The following is a 19,506-nucleotide window of genomic DNA, read 5'->3' as shown; positions in this document are numbered from 1 at the left end:
CTCACTGGTCGGTGGGAAGCGTCTCCTCGAACTCGGCATACACGTCGATTTCATTTATCGGAATGCCGTGGTCTTCGAGGAGGTCGGCGAGGTCGGCAGCCGTGCCGTACTGCTCGCCATCATAGCTCACGTCTAGGTACTCGTTGCCGACGATGTGAACGGTCTCGACGTGCTCGCCGGCGGCTGTGAGCCGGTCCACGAACTTCGTCACGTCGAGCGTCACGTCGGTGACGTTCCGGAGTTCGGCGTCGGATTTCGACCGCTCAGGGTCGAGTTCGAGGCCGTTGTGGAGATCGCCGACGTGGTAACCGTCGGTGGCGTATTCGACTCGGACGTAGAGCCGTGGCTCCTGTCCGACCTTACTCCGAGAGATGGTCTGGTTCTTCATTGCGCGCCAGCAGAGCGTGTCGAGGCGCTCGACATCGGTCGGGGTGAGCTTCGTGTCGGTCGCGCCGTTCTCGTCCACGAGGCCGTGGAAGGGGAAGATGGCGTACTTCAACCGGTTGTCGTCGAGGTCGAACCCGCCGGTCGACTTGTCGTCCTGCGTGGCGATGACGCTGGTCAGCGTGTTCGACTCCTCGTTCTCTTCGACGGCGTTGAGCGACCGGGCAGGTGAGAACTGGACCGGGCCTGTGTAGTTGCCGCCGTCGAAGGCATCAGCCACGGCGTCGAGGAGTTCGTTGTCGGTATCAGCGTTGAAGCTCAGAGTCGCGCCGAAGTACCGCACGTCAGTCGCGGCGTCGAGGAACTTGTCGCGGATGTCCTCGATTTCGCCCACTTCTTCGGCGTCGGAGATGTCGCCCAGTACGTCGAGCGCAAGTCGCGCCCGGACCTGACTCTCATCGCCGGTCTTCTTGATAAACACGCCATGACCATCGGCGTCAAGTTGATCGCGGAGGTACCGCTTGAGGCGAACGTCCGTGACTACGGCCTGATCGGTGATGTGATCCCTTCGCGGCCGGTTCTCGTCGAGGGGGTTGCCGTTCGGGTTGCAGTCCTGTGCGTCGGTGATGAAGACAATCTCGGAGCGGTTGTCTACGGTGTCAGTCATTGCTCGTGTGGATGTGTCGGGGTTGTCGGTCGATTCGTCGTAGCTGTCGAGCGTCGCGTTCGAGTCGGTCATTTGTCGGCCGGTTCCTCGGCGTCGTCTTCGTTGAGGACGCCGAGGTCCTTCTGTAGCTGTCTCGCCTGACTGTAGGCGTCGGCGCCGTAGGCGAGGCCGAGTGCGTAGAAGAACCGTACGTCCTCAACCGGGAGGTTCCAATCCTTCGGTTCCACGTCGGCGAAGGCGTCCTTCAGCAAGTTTTCGGTCTCCGGGAAAAGCTGGCCGGACCGGCCGACTTCGCTGGCGTAGACCCCCGATCGTTGTGTGACGTCGCTGTACGTACGCTGAATTCGGTCGGAAGTCATCCGGTCGGCGGGATGTTGGTCGCGGACCGTCCGGTTCATGTCGCGCTCGTACGACTGGTGGTTGGCCAACTGACCGACGAAGACGCCGAAGAGGAACGCGCCGCGACGTTCGTCGGCGCTCTTACGGTCGTCCGAGAAGGCGTCACGCTCTTCGAGGAACCGTTCAAGTCGGTACTTTCGAGCGTGGTAGTTCTTCACGTTCCCGTCCGGCGCGAGATCGGTCGGGTCCGGGAGCGATTCGTCCGGTTCGAGTGGGTCGTTCGTCTGGTCCATCGTGGTTCGTGGTGTCGCTTCGAGTTCAGGTCGGTCCGGTGCGTAGAGCAGGTCTGCGCGAGCGAGCGCTTCGAGTTGGGCAAACTGCGTCAGCACCAGATACGTCGAGAAGGTGCCCTCGCTGGTGTCGGTGTCGCTGCCGATCCGCTCAACGTACTGGGAGAGCAGTTTGTCCGCAGGGACACGCTCACCCGTCAGCAACGCCGAAATCAGCCACTCGCGGGGATCGGCGGTCGTCGGATCGTCGGCCTCGGGGTAGGCTAGCGTATCCCGGGCGTAACTCCCGCCAGTAATGGCCGGAATCACGGTTTCGGGCTTCCTCACGCCCCGGTCGATGTGCCGCCAGGCGTCGGCCTCGGGCCGTCGGAAGCCCGCGACCGAGTCGAACGTGCTGCTATTCAGCACTTCGAGGTGCTTCTTCGCCACCCTTCGCGGCCAGTAGATGTCCACGTTCGGCACCTCGTAGAGGACGTTGATGTCTCCGCTGTCGTTCCGGACGCCGATGACGTAGAACCGAAGCTCCTCGGCGAACTCGGGGTTGCGACGCTCTGACTCCCGCTGGACGCCGGCGATAGTCGTCGCGTCGGCGTCTTCGATGGCGTCGTAGAGCCACCCGGCCTTCTCGGGGTCGCAATCGACCACGTAGGGGAGCGTGTAGACCCGAAGGCCGTCGCGGGTCTGACTGCAGTCCTCGACCAGTGACGCGCCCGATTGGAGCAACAGCGCGGCTTGCGAGGACACCGGGTGGGAACGCCACGCCTCCACCTTTTCGAGTCTCGGGAACTTCTCGGCGTGCTGGACGGTGAAGAAGGCAAGTGGGTCCTCGGCCGTGCCGAACACCTCGTCCTGCTCGCCGGTCACCATACACGTCCCCTCGCCTTTCGAGGGCGACGGGACGTTCTTCGTGGCAAGCTTGTGAAGCTTCCGCGAGACCATTGCCTCGTTCAGAACCGGGAGTTGGCCGGGGTAGTAGTAGTCGTCATCTGGCGGTCCTTCGGGTGGCTCCTCGAGTGAACTGGGGTCGAGCCTGACGGCGACCGTCGTCACGACCCGGGGCGAGTCGTCGCTCGGGAAATTAGCGTCGAGGTGTCCTTCGAGTTCGTCCTCGATGTCGTCGTGCAACCCGAGCGTCTGGAGGTCACGGATGACCCATCCGTCCGAGTGATCGTCGACCACGCGGCCGACCGCCGGCTCTCGCTCGTCGGCGTTCGTCCAGCGTTGGAGCCGCTCACGGCAGTACCGGACCACAGTGTCGAGCGATGAACCGCCTTTTGCACCGCGCTCCGTGATGCTGTGGTCGATACCGCGTCCCCACGGGTAGCGTGCGTAGCCGAGTTTCTCGACCATGCTCGGCTGGAGCGGTTCGACGGTGACACCGTCGAGCATCGGGTCGTCACCGGTCAGGTCTACCTTGACGGTGACAAGGTACCGGTCCTCGTCGGCCTCGGCGACGAATCCGTCCAACTCGCCCGGCGTGTAGTAGAGGTCAAATTCGCTGTCAATTTCCCCTGCGGCCGCTTCTGTTATCGCACCGTACAGTAATTCGATACGGCGAAGCGACGAAATCGGTCCCTCCGGGAGGTACTCGTCTAACGCCTCGGCATGGAGACCGGACATTAGTGACCTCCGTCTGTCGCCACACCCGGTGATGCGCCCGGCGGCCGTTTGGACTCTTTCTGGACGTTCAGAAAGCCAAGTCCGAGCGCGTTCCGCTCGCCGATACCTGCGTCGAGCGCGAGGTTCAGGTGGCGGCGATGGTGGTCGTCGCGGACCCGATAGCCGAACCGCCACTTGCTCAGGACGTAGGTCATCTCGACGCCCTGCGTGACCTCCACTGGGACGGCGAAGGTCTTGATAAGGTCGTACTCGTCGAAGAGGTCACCGTCTCGCTCGCTCGGACCAGGAAGGTGATCGTCACAGAACAACTCGTGTTTCTTGTCGAGGTTGTTCTCGAGCTGTGTCTTGAACGGCCGCAACGAGTGCTCGGGTTGCCAGAATATCGCCTCGTCGCCGTCGTTCTCGATTCCGTATTCGTCGGCCTGCCACGGCGGGATACGGACGAGGACGCCGGTACCCGTTTCGAGGGTACCGCGCGTTCCGGGTTCACCGACATCCGGAGCAACGGTCGTTACCTCCTCGACGCGGAACGGCATCTCGCCGACGTTGAACTCCCGGTCGGTGATGATGCTTTCGGCGATAGCTCGCAGGACGTCTTGGTCGGTCGCGGCGACGAGGACAGTTCGCTCGTCACCCTCTTCGATGTCACCCCACGGGAAGATGTTCGAGAAAGAAAGGCCGATGGGTTGATCGGCGTCGTGAAGCTCGTCGTACTCCGTGCCGCGAAGCCCCTTCCAGAGGCGCCCGCGCAACTCGTGGAAGTGCGAGTTGTCGTAGACCGCGTCAGCATCGGCACGCAGGCGGATTAACAACCGCATTTTCGCCACCTCGGTGGATATTGTCTCAACTCAGCCATGTCATGCATAACATGCTCTGAAGAGGGAGTAGATTAATCTTCTGTTTACACGACAATTTGTTCTCCGAGTAAAGTCGGAACGTCACGTCACTTCCCAGGGTTCTGGTACCAGTTTTCATACAAACGTTCGCGGATTTCCAACGTTCTCCCAGGCGAGCATAGTATTACACCTATCGCCGGTTCTAGATACAACCTCGTTAGATTGAATCCTTGAATCGATGAGAACGTCCTTTTGGCCGGTCGTTTTATAGGGTGTCATTTTATTGTCTATGTTTCAAAGAACTTTTATTCCACTCCTATGTATTAAGATCAGCATGTATGAGTGAAAGTAATGATGATATAGACTGCTATTTAGCGGCCGAACGCAATCCTCACCGCGAACCGCGCGTCAGGATAACGGGTCTGATGGTTCAGTACTACCACGTCTGTAAGCGGGAGCTTTGGTTTATGTCTCGTGGCTTGGACATCGACCGCGAGACGACCAACATTCAGCGAGGGAATTACGTCGACGAAAACAGCTACGACAGCCGGAGGCGGTCGTACCGGATAAACGGCCGGATTCAACTCGACTTGCTCGACTCCGGCGACGTGATGGAGGTAAAAGTATCTTCGGCGCTGGAGAATCCGGCCCGGATGCAACTGCTCTACTATCTCTGGTATCTCGACGAGGTACTCGACATCGAGAAAGACGGCGTCCTCGCGTATCCGAAAGAGCGGAAGCGCGAGGACGTCGAACTAGACGAAGAGGCCCGGGCAGAAGTCGAAGACACCGTCCGGGGAATTATCAAAGTGGTCGAACGCGACGCACCGCCAGCGCTAGAAAAGAAGCCGTACTGCGATGCCTGTCTCTATCAAAACATCTGCTGGGTGTGACTATGCCGAAGAACAACCACCACATGTTCGCCGACGGTGAACTGTCTCGGAACGAAGGGACGCTCCGAATCGACACACTCGACGGAGAGACGAAGCATCTCCCCGTCGAGAGCATCGACACTCTGTACTTACACGGCCAGATCGACTTCAACACGCGAGCGCTCGGTCTCCTTAACGAACACGGAGTTCCGGTTCACGTCTTTGGTTGGAAAGACTACTATCGAGGCTCGTACTTTCCCAAGCGAAAACAGGTTTCCGGTAATACAGTCGTCGAGCAGGTCCGCGCCTACGACGACCGCGAGCGGCGGCTAGATATCGCTCACGACATCATTGCCGCCAGTATTCACAACATGCGAGCGAACGTTCAGTATTACGACGGACGGAAGAAGGATTTCAGTAGTTCGGTGGAGCGCCTCGAAGCACAAAAAGAACGGGTGGAGGAGACGACGGACGTGGACGAACTCCGTGGTCTCGAGGCGACAGCACGGAAAGTCTACTACCGCTGTTTCGACCGGATCCTCCGGGACCCGTTCGAGTTGACGAAGCGAGAGTACAACCCGCCGACGAACGAGGCGAACGCTCTGATTTCGTTTCTTAACTCGATGGTCTACACGACCTGCGTCTCGGCGATTCGGAAGACGGCACTCGACCCGACCATCGGGTACGTCCACGAACCCGGCGAGCGCCGCTTCACGCTCTCGCTCGACGTCGCGGACATCTTCAAACCCATTCTCGCCGACAGAGTGCTCTTCCGACTCGTCAATCGGCAGCAAATCGGCATCGACGACTTCGAGAGTGAACTCGATGGTTGTCTGCTGTCCGAAGATGGGCGTCTGACGGTATTAGAAGCCTACGAGGAGACGCTCGACCGTACAGTCGAGCATCCTCGTCTCAAACGAAATGTGAGCTACAAGACGCTCGTCCGTACCGACGTGTATAGCCTAAAGAAGCACATACTTACCGGTGAAACGTATCGTCCGACGGAACGGTGGTGGTAAGATGATTGTCATCGTGGTGTACGACGTTCCCGCAGAACGGACGCGTATTTACCGGAAACTCCTTCGCCGACGACTCGAACACCTCCAGCAGTCGGTGTTCTACGGCGAACTCACCGAGGGACAAGTAACCAGCATGAAGAACGAGATCAAGGCAGAACTCGGTTCCGACGACTCAGTCATCGTATTCGAAGCCGGTTCTTCGGCGATCGTCGATTACACGACGTTCGGGGACACCGACGACCCCGGCAGTCGATTTACTTAGTCTCCGTCGACCCACCGGGTTGCTGGGGTGAATTGAAGGTCGACGGAAATCTTGATGTGGGTTCGGCCACGATCGGACGTATGACCGGGGAATCCGGCATGGTTCCAGACGTACCCTCGTGGGGTTGAAGGGTGAAGAAGAGCGCGCACGAGCAGCTGCTCGACGCCGTTCCAGACGTACCCTCGTGGGGTTGAAGGGGCAACATCGTCATCAAGGCGGTGGTCGGGTTCGTGTTCCAGACGTACCCTCGTGGGGTTGAAGGACATCCCAGTGAATATCGACGCCGATACCCAGGTTCCAGACGTACCCTCGTGGGGTTGAAGGGGCCTGGACCCGCCTGACTAACCCCACGCTTCCTCGTTCCAGACGTACCCTCGTGGGGTTGAAGGCCCTGCTCCAGGCGCTCCTCAGTGGCTTCCTTCGCGTTCCAGACGTACCCTCGTGGGGTTGAAGGGTGACGAGTGTGTCGTCGGCTGGTGATTTCAACATCGTTCCAGACGTACCCTCGTGGGGTTGAAGGTCGAAAACCAAGGGAATCGTCCGCGACTCCGGCACCGTTCCAGACGTACCCTCGTGGGGTTGAAGGGACCCGGACGACGGGTCAACCACCGATACCGGCGACGTTCCAGACGTACCCTCGTGGGGTTGAAGGACCTGGTCGTCGTTGTCGCCGAAGACGCGGGCGAACGTTCCAGACGTACCCTCGTGGGGTTGAAGGAGTTCGCTCGACAAGCAGGTCGAGGCGCTGACGGTTCCAGACGTACCCTCGTGGGGTTGAAGGCGCGAGTAGTTCGCGGGATCGTCCACCGCGAGCGGTTCCAGACGTACCCTCGTGGGGTTGAAGGAGTCAATGGCGGCAACCATCCCCGACTTCGTCAGCGCTCCAGACGTACCCTCGTGGGGTTGAAGGGACCTCCGGCCGCCCGAGGGGTACGACGGCGTCGCGTTCCAGACGTACCCTCGTGGGGTTGAAGGGGGACGAGCTCACCGTCGGCGGTCTCGATCGAGAGTTCCAACCCTCGTGGGGTTGAAGGAGCAGCAGGACGAGAAAGACGGCTACCGGCGCCCAGGTTCCAGACGTACCCTCGTGGGGTTGAAGGAGCTCGGAGGGGACGAACGTCACCCTCGACTCGACGTTCCAGACGTACCCTCGTGGGGTTGAAGGATCAGTTGTTCGTGCTCGACGACACGGATCAGGAGGTTCCAGACGTACCCTCGTGGGGTTGAAGGGCCGTCAAGGGGCTGCTTGGCCTTCCCCCCAAGTTCGTTCCAGACGTACCCTCGTGGGGTTGAAGGGTCGACCGCGACTTCATCGGCTGGGCGATGGACGTGTTCCAGACGTACCCTCGTGAGGTTGAAGGGCGGTCGGGGAATGGCTTTACGACAAGGTCAACGCGTTCCAGACGTACCCTCGTGGGGTTGAAGGGCCCGGCATATCGTTGTCGAGAGCCTGAGCGAGCAAGTTCCAGACGTACCCTCGTGGGGTTGAAGGGGCCAGAACATGTGGGAGCGCGACTGGGACGTCCTCGGTTCCAGACGTACCCGTGTGGGGTTGAAGCATCCGGAGTTCCTCCCGGAGCGTATGTAGTTCCGAAGATTCAGGCGTACGCTCGTGTGGTTGAAACGTCTTTGATCTCGACGACGCCCGCGCCGAGATCGACCGAACGTGCCCTGTTATTCGTCCTCCATTCGTCCCAGCATAATCTCTTTTACCTCCGGGTCGTCTAGAATATCGTCTAACAACTGAACCTTTTCAAGCTGGTCCATGTCTTCGGCATCTACCTCGCGGTAAGACTCTCGAATCATGTCGTTCGCGTCTTGGGCGTACTCCTTGGCGTCGGGGGTGAACTCCAGCCCGCAGATGTGACAGATACGAGCGTTTTCGGGCGGGTTCTCACCGCAACGGGGGCACACCTCCGGCGTAAGTTCACTTTCTATTTCTTCGGTTTCGAGGTCGAAGGCCTCCCGTGCCTCCCGAATGTGGTCGCTGTCTTTGAGGTGGCTATACGTAGACTCCATCACAGTGCTATCCGGCTTGTGGCCAATCTGGTGTTTGATAGCGGACTCGTCCATCCCCCGGCGAAGGGCGATAGTCACAAAGTTATGCCGAAGAGCATGCGGATGGGTTGGCTTTCCGCTGATTGACGCGACCTCTTCCGTAGCTCGCTCTGCCATCCGCCCAACAATTGCCCCGATGGTGGTCGGGTCAAGCATCGTGTAAGGGTCAGGACCGCCGTACTTCGGACGGCCTACGAACACGTAGGCGTCCGGATCGTCGGGCGCGGGGTGTTCGGTGTTAAGGTACTGTTTGACCGTCGCGGAGGAGAGGAGTAGGTCGCGCCACTTCCCGTTCCGTTCTGCGTCTTTCAGCCCCGTTGCCGATTCGTTCAGTCGGAAGCGGTCGTTCGCCAGGTCCAAGTCCTTGATACGGAGCGTCCGAGTCGCGGTGTTCCGCTGGCCGGTGTAGATGAGAAAATCGAAGAGCGCCAAATCGCGGGTGCAGTTGGCCGCGTCACGTATCGCCTGAATTTCGTCGCGGGTGAGCATATCGGCGGGATCGACGCTCTTGTTTTCCGGCTTGAACAGGGTGACCTCCTCCGGGTCGATGCCCGCGTCGTCGAACACGTAGTAGAACTGCCGCAGAGCGTTCTGGTAGATACGTACCGTCCCTTTCGAGAGCCCGTCGTCTTTGACGTTCCTGGCATCACCGTCGTAAAACGCCTGCATGAGCGTGTTGAGTTCGGTTGTGGTCGTATCGGTCAGCTCGACGTGCGGAACTATTTTCTTCAGCCCGGTGATGTAGTTCTTCAGCGTAGTGACCGACTTAGTCTCCTGTCCCTCCGGCGTGTCGACGACTAGATTGTCCGCCTCGTAAGCGTTGGCCATCTTGAGGATACGCTCGGCGTCGCTGGGGTCACAATAGCCTTCGATTTCGACCCCTGTCTGGGAGTCCGTGAACCCGTCTTTGTGGTCCCGAATTCGCTCTCTGGCGTCCGCATACTGTTTCGGATAACTTCGCGCCATACACTACTCATAGACGGAACCTTGTTGAGTATTTTGGTGAGTTATACCTTATTACTACGAGAAGAACCCCAACGACCAGTACTGCTCGATCCAGGCCGAGCCCAAGGTCCGGAAGGTCCGCGAGAAGTTCGCGGACAAGGCGACGTCTGCCGGCGCCGCCCGACAGGACTGACCCGGCGGTCGCCGCCGCGACGCTCCGGACGCGGCCGTCTTAAAGAGGGTGAGCAGCGAGGGCGTAGCTTTTTCGTGGGGTGGTGAGAAACGCCGGTAGAGACGATGAGCGGGGGACATCGAGCGACGACGGGTGCGGGGAGAGGACTACTGCAGGTGATGTGCGAGGGGTGCGGCGCCTTCGGCCCGGGGAAGCCGGTCGACGGGGCGCTCACCTCGGTCCGAGACGCGTGTCCGGACTGCGGCTGCACCTCCTTCAGAGATCCGTACGAGGACTGATGCGAGAAGCGGCAGCAGAGCGAATCCCGGGTCGGCGCGGGCACGCGCTCTGACCCTACGAACCCCGACCGCGTTCTAACCAGCGATTCTTCGTTCCTTGGCGTCGCTATTTCGGAATCGTCGGTTTCAGTCCGTCAGTCGCTGCCGGTCGCGCCGACGTCGCTCCCGGCCTCGCCGTCCCGGAGCACCAGGGGCTCGGGGTCGTAGGCGGTCCGGACTGCGATGCGCCCCGTTCCGGTGTCGAACTCGACGGTCCGGCCCCGGCCGCCGCCGACGTCCTCCGCCGCGATCGGCACGTCGAGGTCGGCGAACGCCTCGCGGGCCGTCGCGACGTTGTCGTCGCTGACCTCGCGGGGCAGCTCCCGGAGGTCGAGCAGGTCGCTCCCGCCGACGACGTACCCCTCCAGCCCGGCGTAGCTCGCGCCCGCCGCCACCGCGTCCCGGAGGAGTCGCTCGACCGCGGCGTCGACGTACTTGCCGTCGGCGGTGCCGTCGCCCTCGGCCCGCCGGGGGAGCATCGCGTGGGCCAGCCCGCCGACCGCGTGCTCGGGGTCGTACACCGCCAGCCCCACGCAGGCCCCGAGGCCGTAGGCCACGAGCGTCGCGCCGTCGGCGACCACCTCGTACTCCGAGACGCCGACGAGCCGGCGCTCGCGGTCGGGCTCCGAGAGGTCTGTCTCGTAGGTCTCCATCACCCGGTCACCTCCGGCGTCCGCCGGTCAGGTCCCGTCACGAGTCGATGACCTCCAGTCCGACCCCCGAGAGCTTGGTGACGAACTCCTGCCGGCCGGGGAACACGTAGATTGTCGCGTTCACGTCGTGCTCCGGGATGTGCAGCCGCGACCGGATGAACAGCCCGACGCCGTACTGCTTGAGGATGCGCGCGACCAGGGTCCGCTCGGGGTCCTGGACCGCCACGGGCGAGCCGGTGTCGATGGTCGTGTCGAACAGCGTCGCCCACTCGTCGACGAACCCGTTTGCCATCATGTTGCAGAGCTCGGTCAGCGCGTCCCGGCCCATCTCGGTCGACACCGACGAGAGGTCCTCGACCGCCCGGCGGAGCATCAGCGCGGCCGCCTTGTTCGCGCTCGCCATCGGGAACACGACCAGCACGTTCCCGACGAGCGGCTCGCTCAGCAGGACCCGGGCGCCGGCGCGGTCGGCCGCGACGAACTGGCCCGGGACCGTCCGCTGCTCGGCGTAGCCGACCTTGACCTGCTCGGTCGTCGCCGTCAGCTCGTCGTCGAGCACGTCGTTGAGCCGGGCCTCGACCCCGGTGACGCCCCGGTCGCCCAGCCAGTTGAGCACCGCCAGCGTCTTCAGCGGAATCGTCTGCTCGGCGTCGGCGTCTCCGGAATCCGGCGTCGAACCGGCGTCCGTCCCGCGGTCGGAGGACGCGCCGGCGGCCTCCTCTCGCGTATCCCGCGCGTCGGGTCCCGCCCGCTCGTCGCCGCCGGCCTTGCGGCCGCGGTCGCGGCCCTCCTCGTCCGATTCCGCGCTCGCCCCGCGCGCCCGGCCGTCCGGGTCGGGTCCCGGCGTCATGCCTGGGCCCTCGCTCCGTCGACGAGCGCGTCGAGGTCGAGCACCCCGAGCGGGTCGTCCGCGCGGTCCGGGTCGGTCGCGACCGCCCGGAACCACCGGCGGTTCGCCGGCGGCTCCCAGTCGGCGGCCGCCGGCGTCTCGATGCTGCCGACGTGGTGGGCCTCGATGCCCGCCACCTCGTCGACGAGCAGCCCGGTCGGCCGGGCGTCGCCCCGGTCGAGCAGCAGCAGGGTCGCGTCGTCGTCGGGCGCCCGCGCCGGGTGGTCGAGCAGCGCCCGTCCGTCGGCCACGACCGGGATCCGGCCGCCGAGGTTGACGACGCCCGCGATGGCGGGTCCGGTGTGGGGCACCGGCGTCACCGCCGGGGCGTCGAGGATGCGCTCGACGCGACCGAGTTCGAGGCCGTAGTCCTCGCCGGCCAGCCCGAAGCGGACGACCTCGACCCACTCGCGTCGGTCGCCCGTCGCCGCCGGCGCCGGCGCCCGCGATAGCTCGCCGCTCATCCGTCAGGCCTCCCCGTCGTCGCCGCGGTCGGTCGGCTCGCCGCCGTCGGGCTCGGTCCGTTCGGCCAGCGGGTCGTCGACGTCCCCGGCGGCACTGCTCTCCGCGTCGGCATCGCCGGCCGGGTCGTCCGGGTCGGCGTCGGCATCTGCGACTTCGGTGTCGGCGTCGGCGGCGCCGACCTCCGCGTCGGTCTCGGCATCCGCAATTTCCGCGTCGGTCTCCGCATCCGCGATGTCCGCGTCAGTCCCCGCATCCGCGACGTCCGCATCGCCGACGGCGTCGGCCTCGTCGTCGGTCGTCGAGACCGGCACCGGCTCGGTGTCGCGGTCCTCCGGGGGCAGCGGGTCGGCGGCGTCGGCAGTTTCGTCGGCGTCGTCGGGGACTGCCTCCTCACTGGTGTCGCCGGTCGAACCGTCGGCGTCGCTCTCGACGTCCGATCCGTCGGAATCGGCGGAGTCGCCGTCCGGATCGTCGCGGTCCACTCCGTTGTCGACGCGGTCGGCGATGGCGTCGGCGGTGTCGAACGAGTCCAGCGCGTTGCTGAGCTGGGTCGCCTGCATGGCCAGGTCGCTCGCGCTGTCCGAGACCTGCGAGAGCGCCGTCGTCTGGGACTCGGCGGCGGTCGCCACGCTGCCGGCCTCGGCCGTGATGGCCTCGCTGACCGCGGCGGCCTCCTCGACCATCTGGAGGGCCTCCTCGGTCGAGTCGGCCTGCTGCTGGGTCGCGTCCGAGATCTCCTTGACGCCCGCGCTGGTCCGCTGGGCGTAGCCCGCGATGTCGGCCAGCGCCTCCGCGGCGTTCTCGACCGAGTCGGTCTGCTGGGAGATGCGGTCGCTGGTGTCCCGGACCTCGTCGACCGTCCGGTCGGTGTGGGCCTGGATGCGGGTGAGCCGGCCCTCGATGTCGCCGGCCGCCTCCTTGGTGCGCTCGGCCAGTTCCTTGATCTCGTTGGCGACCGCCGCGAAGCCGGCGCCCTGCTCGCCGGCCCGGGACGCCTCGATGTGGGCGTTCAGCGCGAGCATGTTGGTCTGTTCTGCGATCTCGGAGATGAAGTCGATGAGCTCGTCGACCTGCTGGACCTCCGACTCGAGGCTCTCGATGGCCTCGACGGTCTCCTCGGACTCGGTCTCGATCTCGTTCATCCCCTCGACCGCGTCGGTGGCGGCCGCCCGGCCCTCGCGGCCGGTCTCGGCGGTCCGCTCGGCGATGGTCGCCACGTCGTCGGTCGAGTCCACGACCTCCTGGACCGCGGTCGAGAGCCGGTCCATCCGGTCGGCGGCCGCCCGGAGGTCGCCGGTCTGGGCCTCGGCGTCGACCGCGATCTCCCGCAGCGCGTCGACGACCCGGCCGCTGCCCTCGCTGACCTCCTCGGTGCTCAGCGTGACCTCGTGGCTGTAGGTGGCCACCTCGTTGGCGAACCGGGTGAGGTCCTCGACGGTGGCCTCGAACTCGTCGAGCATCGCGTTGAACTCGGTCGCGACCCGGTTCATCGCCTCGCTCTCGGAGCTGGGCTCGACGCGCTCGCCGAGGTCGCCGTCGGCGCACCGCCGCATGACCCGACCGTACGCCTCGGCGGTCTGTTCGACGTGGGCGTGGAGGTCCTCGGCCTCCAGCCGCGCCCGGTGCTCCTCCAGCAGCGTCTCGTGGGTGTCGGCCATCGTGTCCGCGACCCGGCCCACGCAGTCGACTCGGGCCGAGTCGAACGACGGCTCCTCGCCCTCGGCGCGGCGCTCGGCGCTCGCCACGAGCCGGTCGAGCGACCGGCTCGCCCGCCAGGAGACGGTCGTGGCGACGGCCCCCGCGAGGAGGGCGCCGCCGAGCGTCGCTCCGACGACAGTTCGGTCGAACTGACCGGTCGCGTACACACCGCCGGCCGCGAGAGCGCCGACCGCCGTCATCGCCAGTGCCACCTTCAGCGGGTAGCGGCGCCTGACGAAGCCGGGGACGACCGCTCGCACAACGTTAGCCATTGGGCGAACACAGTCAGTACGCCGTAATAAATCTTCACGTAACATGACCGGAGAGTTATGGAAACTCGACGGGATACAAAAATCAAATAGAGATACATGTCTGTAGAACCGCCGCGACCGTGGGGCCGTCGCGCCGGCCGGTCGGAGGAGTGCGACCGTCACCGGTGCGCGACCGTCATCGACCGACGGCGACCGTCACCGCCGGACGACCAGTTCGCACGCCTCGTCGCCGTCGCGCATGCACGTCCGCTCGTCGACCGCGAGCGGTTCGCCGTAGTAGTCGCCGACGCCCCGGAGCAGGCCGACCGCCAGCGGGCAGAGCTCGCGGTCGGAGGCGTAGGTCACGACCACCTCGTCGTCGCCGACCCGCTCGGCGGCGAGCTCGGGCGGCATGTAGGTCGAGAGCTGCTTGCCGCGCAGCGCCTCGTGGATGTACGCCTCGACGTTGGCGACCAGGTCGAGGCCGGTCCAGTCCTCGTCGACGTGGACGCCGTAGGTCTCGACCAGCGGCGGCACGAGGAACCGCCCGAAGGCGTCGAGCAGGTCGGGCACCGCCTCGCCGGTGACGGCCGACGCCGCCTCGACCAGCGCCATCGCGTCGGCGTCGTCGTACTCGGTCACCGGGACGTACACCGTCCCGGCCAGCCCCGCCCGGTCCCGGACGGTCCGCCAGGCATCGGCGTCGTACTCGGCGGTCACGAAGTCCTTCAGTCCCTTGAGGACGATGCCGTGCACGGCTACCACTCCCGCCCGACGGGTCGGGGCGCGGAACCCGCTCGTTCCCGCCCGACGACACCTCGCTCGGTCCGGCGGGCCGCGACCGGGGTCCGGACCCTCCGACGCTCGTACATGTTTCAATCGGAGTCGGACCGATAGTATAACTGTTCTGGCCGTTCGGATAGAACGCAGTTCGGACCGAAAGTTAGCGGAGGCGGGCGGTACAGGGCGTCACGGTCGGGGGAACGAGAGCGGCGCGGCTCAGAGCGAGTCCCAGTAGTCGAGGTCCATCTCCTCGCCCGAGAGGTCGGTGTCGGCCTCCGGCCGGGTGTCGGCCACGCGGGCCATGTCGAACTCGCCGAGCGCGGTCCGGAGGTCCTCCTCGTCGGGGATGACGTAGATGTCGAGGTCGACCTCGGTGTCGACCGCCTCGATGCGGGTGTCGAAGACGAACGCGAACTCCTGGGACTCCCCGAGCCCCACGACGAGGGGGTCGACCACCGCCGCGCCCATGTCGTGGGCGTAGGCCGGCGTCGAGTGGTCGATGGTCGTGTCGAGCAGGTTGGCCCACCCGTCGAGCATCCCGCTGGCCATCACGTTCGACAGCTCCTGGATGGCGTCGCGCTCGAACTCGCCGAACTCGCCCGCGGTCCGGCCCTCGACGCTCCGGCTGACCAGCCGCCGGGCCGACGCCTCGTCGAACAGGAACAGGAGGTAGCCGCTTGGCATCCCGGCGAAGCTGAACGCCACCCCGATCATCCGCTCGGTCGACACCTCGCTGGGGATGGCGTCGAGCGAGATGAAGTTGATGCGCCGGATGTCGACGTCCATCTCGATGTCGGTCATCTGGGACAGGTTGGCCGCCACCTGGGTCGCGCCCCGCTGGGCGATGCGGTCGAACCCGACCAGCTTCTCGAACTCGATGGCGCGGTCCTCGGTCCGGGCCCGGAACAGCCGCCGGACCGTCCCGGCGTCCGGGATCAGGTAGTGGCGGAACGTCAGCTCCTCGCCGACCGCTTCCAGGTTGTTCCGGAACAGCACCGCGAGCTCGTCGGTCCCGGGCGTCGCGGCCGGCGCGTCGCCGCCCGCGGAGCCGGCTGCGGCGGCCGGCCCGCCGTCCGACTCCTCGCCGGAGAGCTCCGCTTCGCCGGGCAGTCCGGTCTCGCCGCCCGACCCGGATCCCGCCGGCGCGAGCCCGGCGTCGGCGAGGAACGCGTCGGGGTCGTCGCCCGCCACGTAGGTCGGGGCCGACACGTCGATGTTGGCGTCGAGCACGTTGGCCCACCCGTCGACGAACCCGTTGTTCATGATCTGGGCGATCTCGGTCACGGTGCTCTCCCGGAGGGTGCCCTCCTCGACGGTCGGGACGTCGGCGACCACCGCCGAGGCGATGGTCTCGGCGCTCTCGCGGTCGAACAGCAGCAGCGAGGTCCCGCCGAACGCGTCCGAGAGGCCCACCCGGATGCCGACCCACTCGGCGTCGGCCAGCTCGCGGGCGACCGACTCGTCGCGGGTGAAGTTGAGGTGGGTGACCTCGACCCGCGCCGGGATGTCGGTCATCGAGCTCAGCCGGCTCGCCGCCAGGCCGGCGCCCTCGCGGGCCATCTCGTAGAACGTGCCGAGAGTGTCGACGTCGAGTTTCATAGCGTTGCCACGTCCAGCACGTTCACGGCCCGGCCGTCGCCCAGCGTGGTCGCCCCGCTGACGCCGGGGACGTCCCGGAGCAGGTCGCCGTAGGGCCGGACCACGACCTCCTGGGACGCGACCGTCCGGTCGCACCGGACCGCGAGCCGGCCGGCCTGGGTGCGGAGCCAGACCACCTGGTCGCCGCCGCTCCCGCGGTCCGACTCGGCCCCGCGCTCCCGGTCGATCTCGCGGTCGAATCGGGAATCACGTCCGGTCTCGGACCTGCGTTCCCGCCCGGCCCCATCGTCCAGCCCCAGCGCCGACGCCAGCCGGACGTGGGGGTAGGCGTCGTCGGCCTCGACGCCCTCGGGCAGCCCGCCCACGAGGTCGAGGTCCGACCGCCGGACCACCTCCCGGCCGTCCTCGGTCTCGACCGGCGGCGCGGCGGTGATCTGCTCGACCGCGGTCATGGGGACGCCGAACGTCTGGCCGGCCGCCTCCACGAACAGCACCTCGGTCAGCGCGATGGACACCGGGACGGTCAGCCGGACCGTGGTCCCCACGCCGGGATCGCTCTCGACGGTCACGGTGCCGTTGAGGTCGGCGACCGTCCGGTGGACCACGTCCATGCCGACGCCCCGGCCGCTCACGTCGGTCACCGCGTCGCTGGTCGTGAACCCCGGCTCGAACAGCAGGTCGTAGGTCTCCTCGTCGCTCAGCTCGGCGGCCTCGGCCCGGGTGAGCACGCCGTTCTCGACCGCGCGGTCCCGGACCGCCTCGGGGTCGACGCCCCGGCCGTCGTCCGAGAGCTCGACGACCACCTCGTCGCCGACGCGCTCGGCCGAGATGGCGACGGTGCCCTCGGGCGCCTTGCCGGCCGCCTCGCGCTCCTCGGGCGGCTCGATGCCGTGGTCGACCGCGTTGCGCGCGAGGTGGACCAGCGGGTCCCGGAGCCGGTCGACGATCGAGCGGTCGAGCTCCACCTCGGCGTCGTCGGCGATCAGTTCGACCTCCTTGCCCTGCGAGCGGGCGACGTCACGGACGGTCCGGGGGATCTCGTCGATGGCCCGTTCGAGGGCCATCAGGCGGACGTCGACGACGGTCCGGCGGTACTCGGTGACGATCCGGAGCAGGTTCGACACCTCCTCGCGGACCGCCTCGTCGGTCTCGGGACCGACCGCCTCGTCGAGCCGGAGGTGGGACAGCGACAGCTCCTCGGCGACGTTCAGCAGCCGGTCGGCGGTGTCGACGTCGACGGTCGTCGCCTGCAGCCGGTCGAACTCCCGGGTGTCGCCGGGGCGCTCGCCGCTCCGGTCGGGGAACTCCGCGGCGTCGAGGCTGCTCTCCTCGATGGTCGGCACCGCCGACCGGAAGACCTCGCCCTCGTCGCCGGCGTCGTCGGCCCCCGGCCCGGTGCCGAGCAGGTCGCCGAACCGCGACTCGAACTCGGCCATCTCCTCGTCGACGGCGACGTCCATCCCGGCGCCGTCGTCGATGTCGGAGCCGCCGCCGACGTCGGCGTCGAACTCGCCGGAGAGGTCGACCCCGAGGTCGGTCTCGGGTATCGTGTCCGGGTCTGGCAGCGAGTCAGCGTCGGGCAGCGAATCGGCGTCGGGCGTCCGGTCGGCGTCCGGAAGCCCGTCGTCGTCCGGCATCGCGCTGTCAGTCAGCGAACCGCCGGCCGACAGTGCGTCGTCGTCGGACAGCGAATCGACGTCCGACGGCACCGAACCCGGGTCCGGAAGCGAGTCCGAATCCGGGAGCGAGTCGGCATCGGGGACCGAATCCGCGTCGGGGACCGAGTCGGCGTCCGGAACCGACTCCGCCGCCGGCGTGGTATCGTCGGCCGATGTCTGGCCGGCCTCGGGTCCGTCGTCCGTATCGGTTCCGGAGTCGGCGTCCGACACCTCCTCCGCAGCGGAGGGCGACGCGGGTTCCCCGGACGCGACCGCCTCGCCGTCGGCGTCAGCCTCCGAAGCGTCGTCTGCCGGGTCGGCGCCGAAGACGAACGTCCCCGGCTCGTCGGCCCCGTCACCGGCATCGGCCTCGCCAGTGGAATCGGTCTCTCCGTCGCTGGCGGTCGTGTCGCCGTGTTCACCGGCCGTTTCTGTCGCCGTCTCGTCGCCGTGAGCGAACTCCTCGCCCGCCTCTGCCGACGCCGCAGCCGACTCTGCAGCGTCGACGGGCCGGCCGTCCTCCGGCGACGGGTCGGCGTCGGCCAGGCCCAGCGGGTCGCCGATGTCGTCGGCAGTTGCGCCCGTCGCCGGGTCGGTCGGCGCGCCGGCCGCGGAGTCGGTCGCGGCGTCGGGGTCGACGCCGCCGGTCCCGAGCAGGTCCGGGGGTCGATCCGCGGAGTCGCCGCCCTCGGCCGGGGATTCGTCCGGTGCCGAGTCGGTCGCGGCGACAGTCCCGTCATCTAACGGGCCGTCCGCGGCGTCCTCCTCGGACGGGACGCCCCCGGCGTCCTCGCCCGGCCGCTCGTCGGGTTCGAGCGCCAGCAGCTCCTCGATGGTGTAGGTGTCCTCGTCGTCGAACTCGCCGAACTCGACCGCGTCGATGTCGGCCTGGAGGTCGTCGATGTCCCGGTCGTCGTCGACCCGCCGCTTGGTCTCCTCGAAGAACGCCGACGGCTCGTCGGGGGTCTCGGCGGGGCCGAGCTCCGCCGCGGGGTCGGCGTCGTCGCTCCCGGAGGCACCATCGGACGCGGTGTCGGCCCGCGGACCAGCATCGGTGCCGGCCCCGCCGTCGCCCGCGTCGCCGAGCATGCCCCAGCCGTCGAGCTCCTCGTCGCCGTCCGGGTCGTCCATCCCGTCGAGCAGCGCGTCGATGTCGTCGAACTCGCTGGTCTCCTCGAGCGCCGCGACGACGTCGTCGCTCAGCCCCTCCGCGGCGGGGTCCCAGTCGTCGTCCGGGTCGGCCGCCGGCGCGTCGAGCGTCCCGTCCGCGTCGGTCGGCGTCCGGGCGCGCTCCTCGTCGAGGGTCGCCCGGAGCGACGCGCAGGCCGCGTCGACGTCGCCCTCCACCTCGCCGCCGACCGCGTCGGCCCGGACCGTCGCCTCCAGCAGGTCGACGGTCGCCAGCGCCTCGTCGATCAGGGCCGGCGTCGGCGCGACCTCGCCGCCCCGGAGCGCGTCGAGCGCGTCCTCGACCGCGTGGGCGAGGTCGCCGGCGTCGGCGAGCCCGCGGGTCCGACACGACCCCTTGAGCGAGTGGGCCACCCGGAACAGCTCGGCGACCGCCGCGTCGGCGTCGCGCTCGGCGGCGAGCAGCCCGTCGTTCAGCGCGCGGATCTGGGACTTCGCCTCGCGGTAGAAGGCGTCGTCAGTCGGGGCCATCCCTGCACCTCCGCGAGGGGCCGGGTCGACGGCGCCGGTCGGCGTCGCC

General features: G+C 66.6%; 15 protein-coding genes and 2 CRISPR repeat arrays. Of the genes, 4 read left to right on the top strand and 11 right to left on the bottom strand.

The window, feature by feature from the left end:
• Position 1 precedes the first annotated feature (1 nt).
• From cas7b to cas6, 3 genes are all read right to left on the bottom strand, one after another.
• Positions 2–1,051, bottom strand: coding sequence for a type I-B CRISPR-associated protein Cas7/Csh2 (cas7b, locus tag ACQUQF_RS14510; protein ID WP_435180399.1), 1,050 nt, complete (start codon positions 1,049–1,051; stop codon positions 2–4).
• Positions 1,052–1,119: 68 nt separating this feature from the next.
• On the bottom strand, positions 1,120–3,300 hold the full coding sequence (cas8b, locus tag ACQUQF_RS14505; RefSeq protein ID WP_435179814.1) for a type I-B CRISPR-associated protein Cas8b/Csh1: 2,181 nt from the start codon (positions 3,298–3,300) through the stop codon (positions 1,120–1,122).
• Positions 3,300–4,118: a CRISPR-associated endoribonuclease Cas6 gene (gene cas6, locus ACQUQF_RS14500; RefSeq protein WP_435179813.1), complete on the bottom strand. Its 819-nt coding sequence runs from the start codon at positions 4,116–4,118 to the stop codon at positions 3,300–3,302. Before cas6 ends, cas8b begins: the two co-directional genes overlap by 1 nt.
• A 356-nt stretch (positions 4,119–4,474) precedes the next feature.
• Here cas6 and cas4 point away from each other — a divergent pair, with 356 nt between their 5' ends.
• From cas4 to cas2, 3 genes are read left to right on the top strand one after another with little or no spacing between them, the layout of a single operon-like run.
• Complete coding sequence (cas4, locus tag ACQUQF_RS14495; protein ID WP_435179812.1) at positions 4,475–5,029, top strand: CRISPR-associated protein Cas4; 555 nt, start codon at positions 4,475–4,477, stop codon at positions 5,027–5,029.
• Positions 5,030–5,031: 2 nt separating this feature from the next.
• Complete coding sequence (gene cas1b / locus ACQUQF_RS14490; RefSeq protein WP_435179811.1) at positions 5,032–6,027, top strand: type I-B CRISPR-associated endonuclease Cas1b; 996 nt, start codon at positions 5,032–5,034, stop codon at positions 6,025–6,027.
• A 1-nt stretch (position 6,028) separates the two neighbouring features.
• Positions 6,029–6,289: a CRISPR-associated endonuclease Cas2 gene (cas2, locus tag ACQUQF_RS14485; protein WP_435179810.1), complete on the top strand. Its 261-nt coding sequence runs from the start codon at positions 6,029–6,031 to the stop codon at positions 6,287–6,289.
• Positions 6,290–6,390: 101 nt separating this feature from the next.
• A CRISPR array of direct repeats spans positions 6,391–7,264; the repeat unit is 30 nt; unit sequence GTTCCAGACGTACCCTCGTGGGGTTGAAGG.
• Positions 7,265–7,358: 94 nt separating this feature from the next.
• A CRISPR array of direct repeats spans positions 7,359–7,848; the repeat unit is 30 nt; unit sequence GTTCCAGACGTACCCTCGTGGGGTTGAAGG.
• A 115-nt stretch (positions 7,849–7,963) separates the two neighbouring features.
• On the opposite strand, the gene ACQUQF_RS14480 is transcribed toward cas2, so the two are convergent.
• Positions 7,964–9,313: a tyrosine-type recombinase/integrase gene (locus ACQUQF_RS14480; RefSeq protein WP_435179809.1), complete on the bottom strand. Its 1,350-nt coding sequence runs from the start codon at positions 9,311–9,313 to the stop codon at positions 7,964–7,966.
• A 276-nt stretch (positions 9,314–9,589) separates the two neighbouring features.
• On the opposite strand from ACQUQF_RS14480, the gene ACQUQF_RS14475 reads away from it, so the two are divergent.
• Positions 9,590–9,763: a hypothetical protein gene (locus ACQUQF_RS14475; protein ID WP_435179808.1), complete on the top strand. Its 174-nt coding sequence runs from the start codon at positions 9,590–9,592 to the stop codon at positions 9,761–9,763.
• Positions 9,764–9,897: 134 nt separating this feature from the next.
• Here ACQUQF_RS14475 and ACQUQF_RS14470 read toward each other — a convergent pair whose 3' ends face one another.
• The 7 genes from ACQUQF_RS14470 to ACQUQF_RS14440 form a co-directional block, all read right to left on the bottom strand.
• Complete coding sequence (locus ACQUQF_RS14470; RefSeq protein ID WP_435179807.1) at positions 9,898–10,455, bottom strand: chemotaxis protein CheD; 558 nt, start codon at positions 10,453–10,455, stop codon at positions 9,898–9,900.
• A gap of 37 nt (positions 10,456–10,492) precedes the next feature.
• A complete protein-coding gene (locus ACQUQF_RS14465; RefSeq protein WP_435179806.1) occupies positions 10,493–11,305 on the bottom strand; it encodes a chemotaxis protein CheC in 813 nt (270 codons plus the stop codon).
• Positions 11,302–11,808 carry a chemotaxis protein CheW gene (locus ACQUQF_RS14460; protein WP_435179805.1) on the bottom strand — a complete coding sequence of 169 codons (507 nt, stop codon included), beginning with the start codon at positions 11,806–11,808 and terminating at the stop codon, positions 11,302–11,304. Before ACQUQF_RS14460 ends, ACQUQF_RS14465 begins: the two co-directional genes overlap by 4 nt.
• 3 nt (positions 11,809–11,811) lie before the next feature.
• Complete coding sequence (locus tag ACQUQF_RS14455; RefSeq protein ID WP_435179804.1) at positions 11,812–13,779, bottom strand: methyl-accepting chemotaxis protein; 1,968 nt, start codon at positions 13,777–13,779, stop codon at positions 11,812–11,814.
• A 195-nt stretch (positions 13,780–13,974) separates the two neighbouring features.
• Positions 13,975–14,514 carry a heme NO-binding domain-containing protein gene (locus ACQUQF_RS14450; protein ID WP_435179803.1) on the bottom strand — a complete coding sequence of 180 codons (540 nt, stop codon included), beginning with the start codon at positions 14,512–14,514 and terminating at the stop codon, positions 13,975–13,977.
• Between the two features lie 243 nt (positions 14,515–14,757).
• Positions 14,758–16,140 (bottom strand): chemotaxis protein CheC, encoded by a 1,383-nt coding sequence (locus ACQUQF_RS14445; RefSeq protein ID WP_435179802.1) that lies wholly within the window; start codon positions 16,138–16,140, stop codon positions 14,758–14,760.
• Positions 16,137–19,457, bottom strand: a complete 3,321-nt coding sequence (locus tag ACQUQF_RS14440) for an ATP-binding protein (protein WP_435179801.1) — start codon at positions 19,455–19,457, stop codon at positions 16,137–16,139. Before ACQUQF_RS14440 ends, ACQUQF_RS14445 begins: the two co-directional genes overlap by 4 nt.
• Positions 19,458–19,506: the final 49 nt, after the last annotated feature.

Source organism: Halorussus sp. AFM4, from assembly GCF_051194995.1.
Lineage (GTDB): Archaea > Halobacteriota > Halobacteria > Halobacteriales > Haladaptataceae > Halorussus.
This window is presented reverse-complemented; position numbering and strand designations above follow the sequence as displayed.

What these genes read in the sequence shown, in the direction of transcription:
- cas7b (WP_435180399.1), bottom strand. Translation starts at nt 1,051, where the DNA reads ATGACTGACACCGTAGACAACCGCTCCGAGATTGTCTTCATCACCGAC.
- cas8b (WP_435179814.1), bottom strand. Translation starts at nt 3,300, where the DNA reads ATGTCCGGTCTCCATGCCGAGGCGTTAGACGAGTACCTCCCGGAGGGA.
- cas6 (WP_435179813.1), bottom strand. Translation starts at nt 4,118, where the DNA reads ATGCGGTTGTTAATCCGCCTGCGTGCCGATGCTGACGCGGTCTACGAC.
- cas4 (WP_435179812.1), top strand. Translation starts at nt 4,475, where the DNA reads ATGAGTGAAAGTAATGATGATATAGACTGCTATTTAGCGGCCGAACGC.
- cas1b (WP_435179811.1), top strand. Translation starts at nt 5,032, where the DNA reads ATGCCGAAGAACAACCACCACATGTTCGCCGACGGTGAACTGTCTCGG.
- cas2 (WP_435179810.1), top strand. Translation starts at nt 6,029, where the DNA reads ATGATTGTCATCGTGGTGTACGACGTTCCCGCAGAACGGACGCGTATT.
- ACQUQF_RS14480 (WP_435179809.1), bottom strand. Translation starts at nt 9,313, where the DNA reads ATGGCGCGAAGTTATCCGAAACAGTATGCGGACGCCAGAGAGCGAATT.
- ACQUQF_RS14475 (WP_435179808.1), top strand. Translation starts at nt 9,590, where the DNA reads ATGAGCGGGGGACATCGAGCGACGACGGGTGCGGGGAGAGGACTACTG.
- ACQUQF_RS14470 (WP_435179807.1), bottom strand. Translation starts at nt 10,455, where the DNA reads ATGGAGACCTACGAGACAGACCTCTCGGAGCCCGACCGCGAGCGCCGG.
- ACQUQF_RS14465 (WP_435179806.1), bottom strand. Translation starts at nt 11,305, where the DNA reads ATGACGCCGGGACCCGACCCGGACGGCCGGGCGCGCGGGGCGAGCGCG.
- ACQUQF_RS14460 (WP_435179805.1), bottom strand. Translation starts at nt 11,808, where the DNA reads ATGAGCGGCGAGCTATCGCGGGCGCCGGCGCCGGCGGCGACGGGCGAC.
- ACQUQF_RS14455 (WP_435179804.1), bottom strand. Translation starts at nt 13,779, where the DNA reads ATGGCTAACGTTGTGCGAGCGGTCGTCCCCGGCTTCGTCAGGCGCCGC.
- ACQUQF_RS14445 (WP_435179802.1), bottom strand. Translation starts at nt 16,140, where the DNA reads ATGAAACTCGACGTCGACACTCTCGGCACGTTCTACGAGATGGCCCGC.
- ACQUQF_RS14440 (WP_435179801.1), bottom strand. Translation starts at nt 19,457, where the DNA reads ATGGCCCCGACTGACGACGCCTTCTACCGCGAGGCGAAGTCCCAGATC.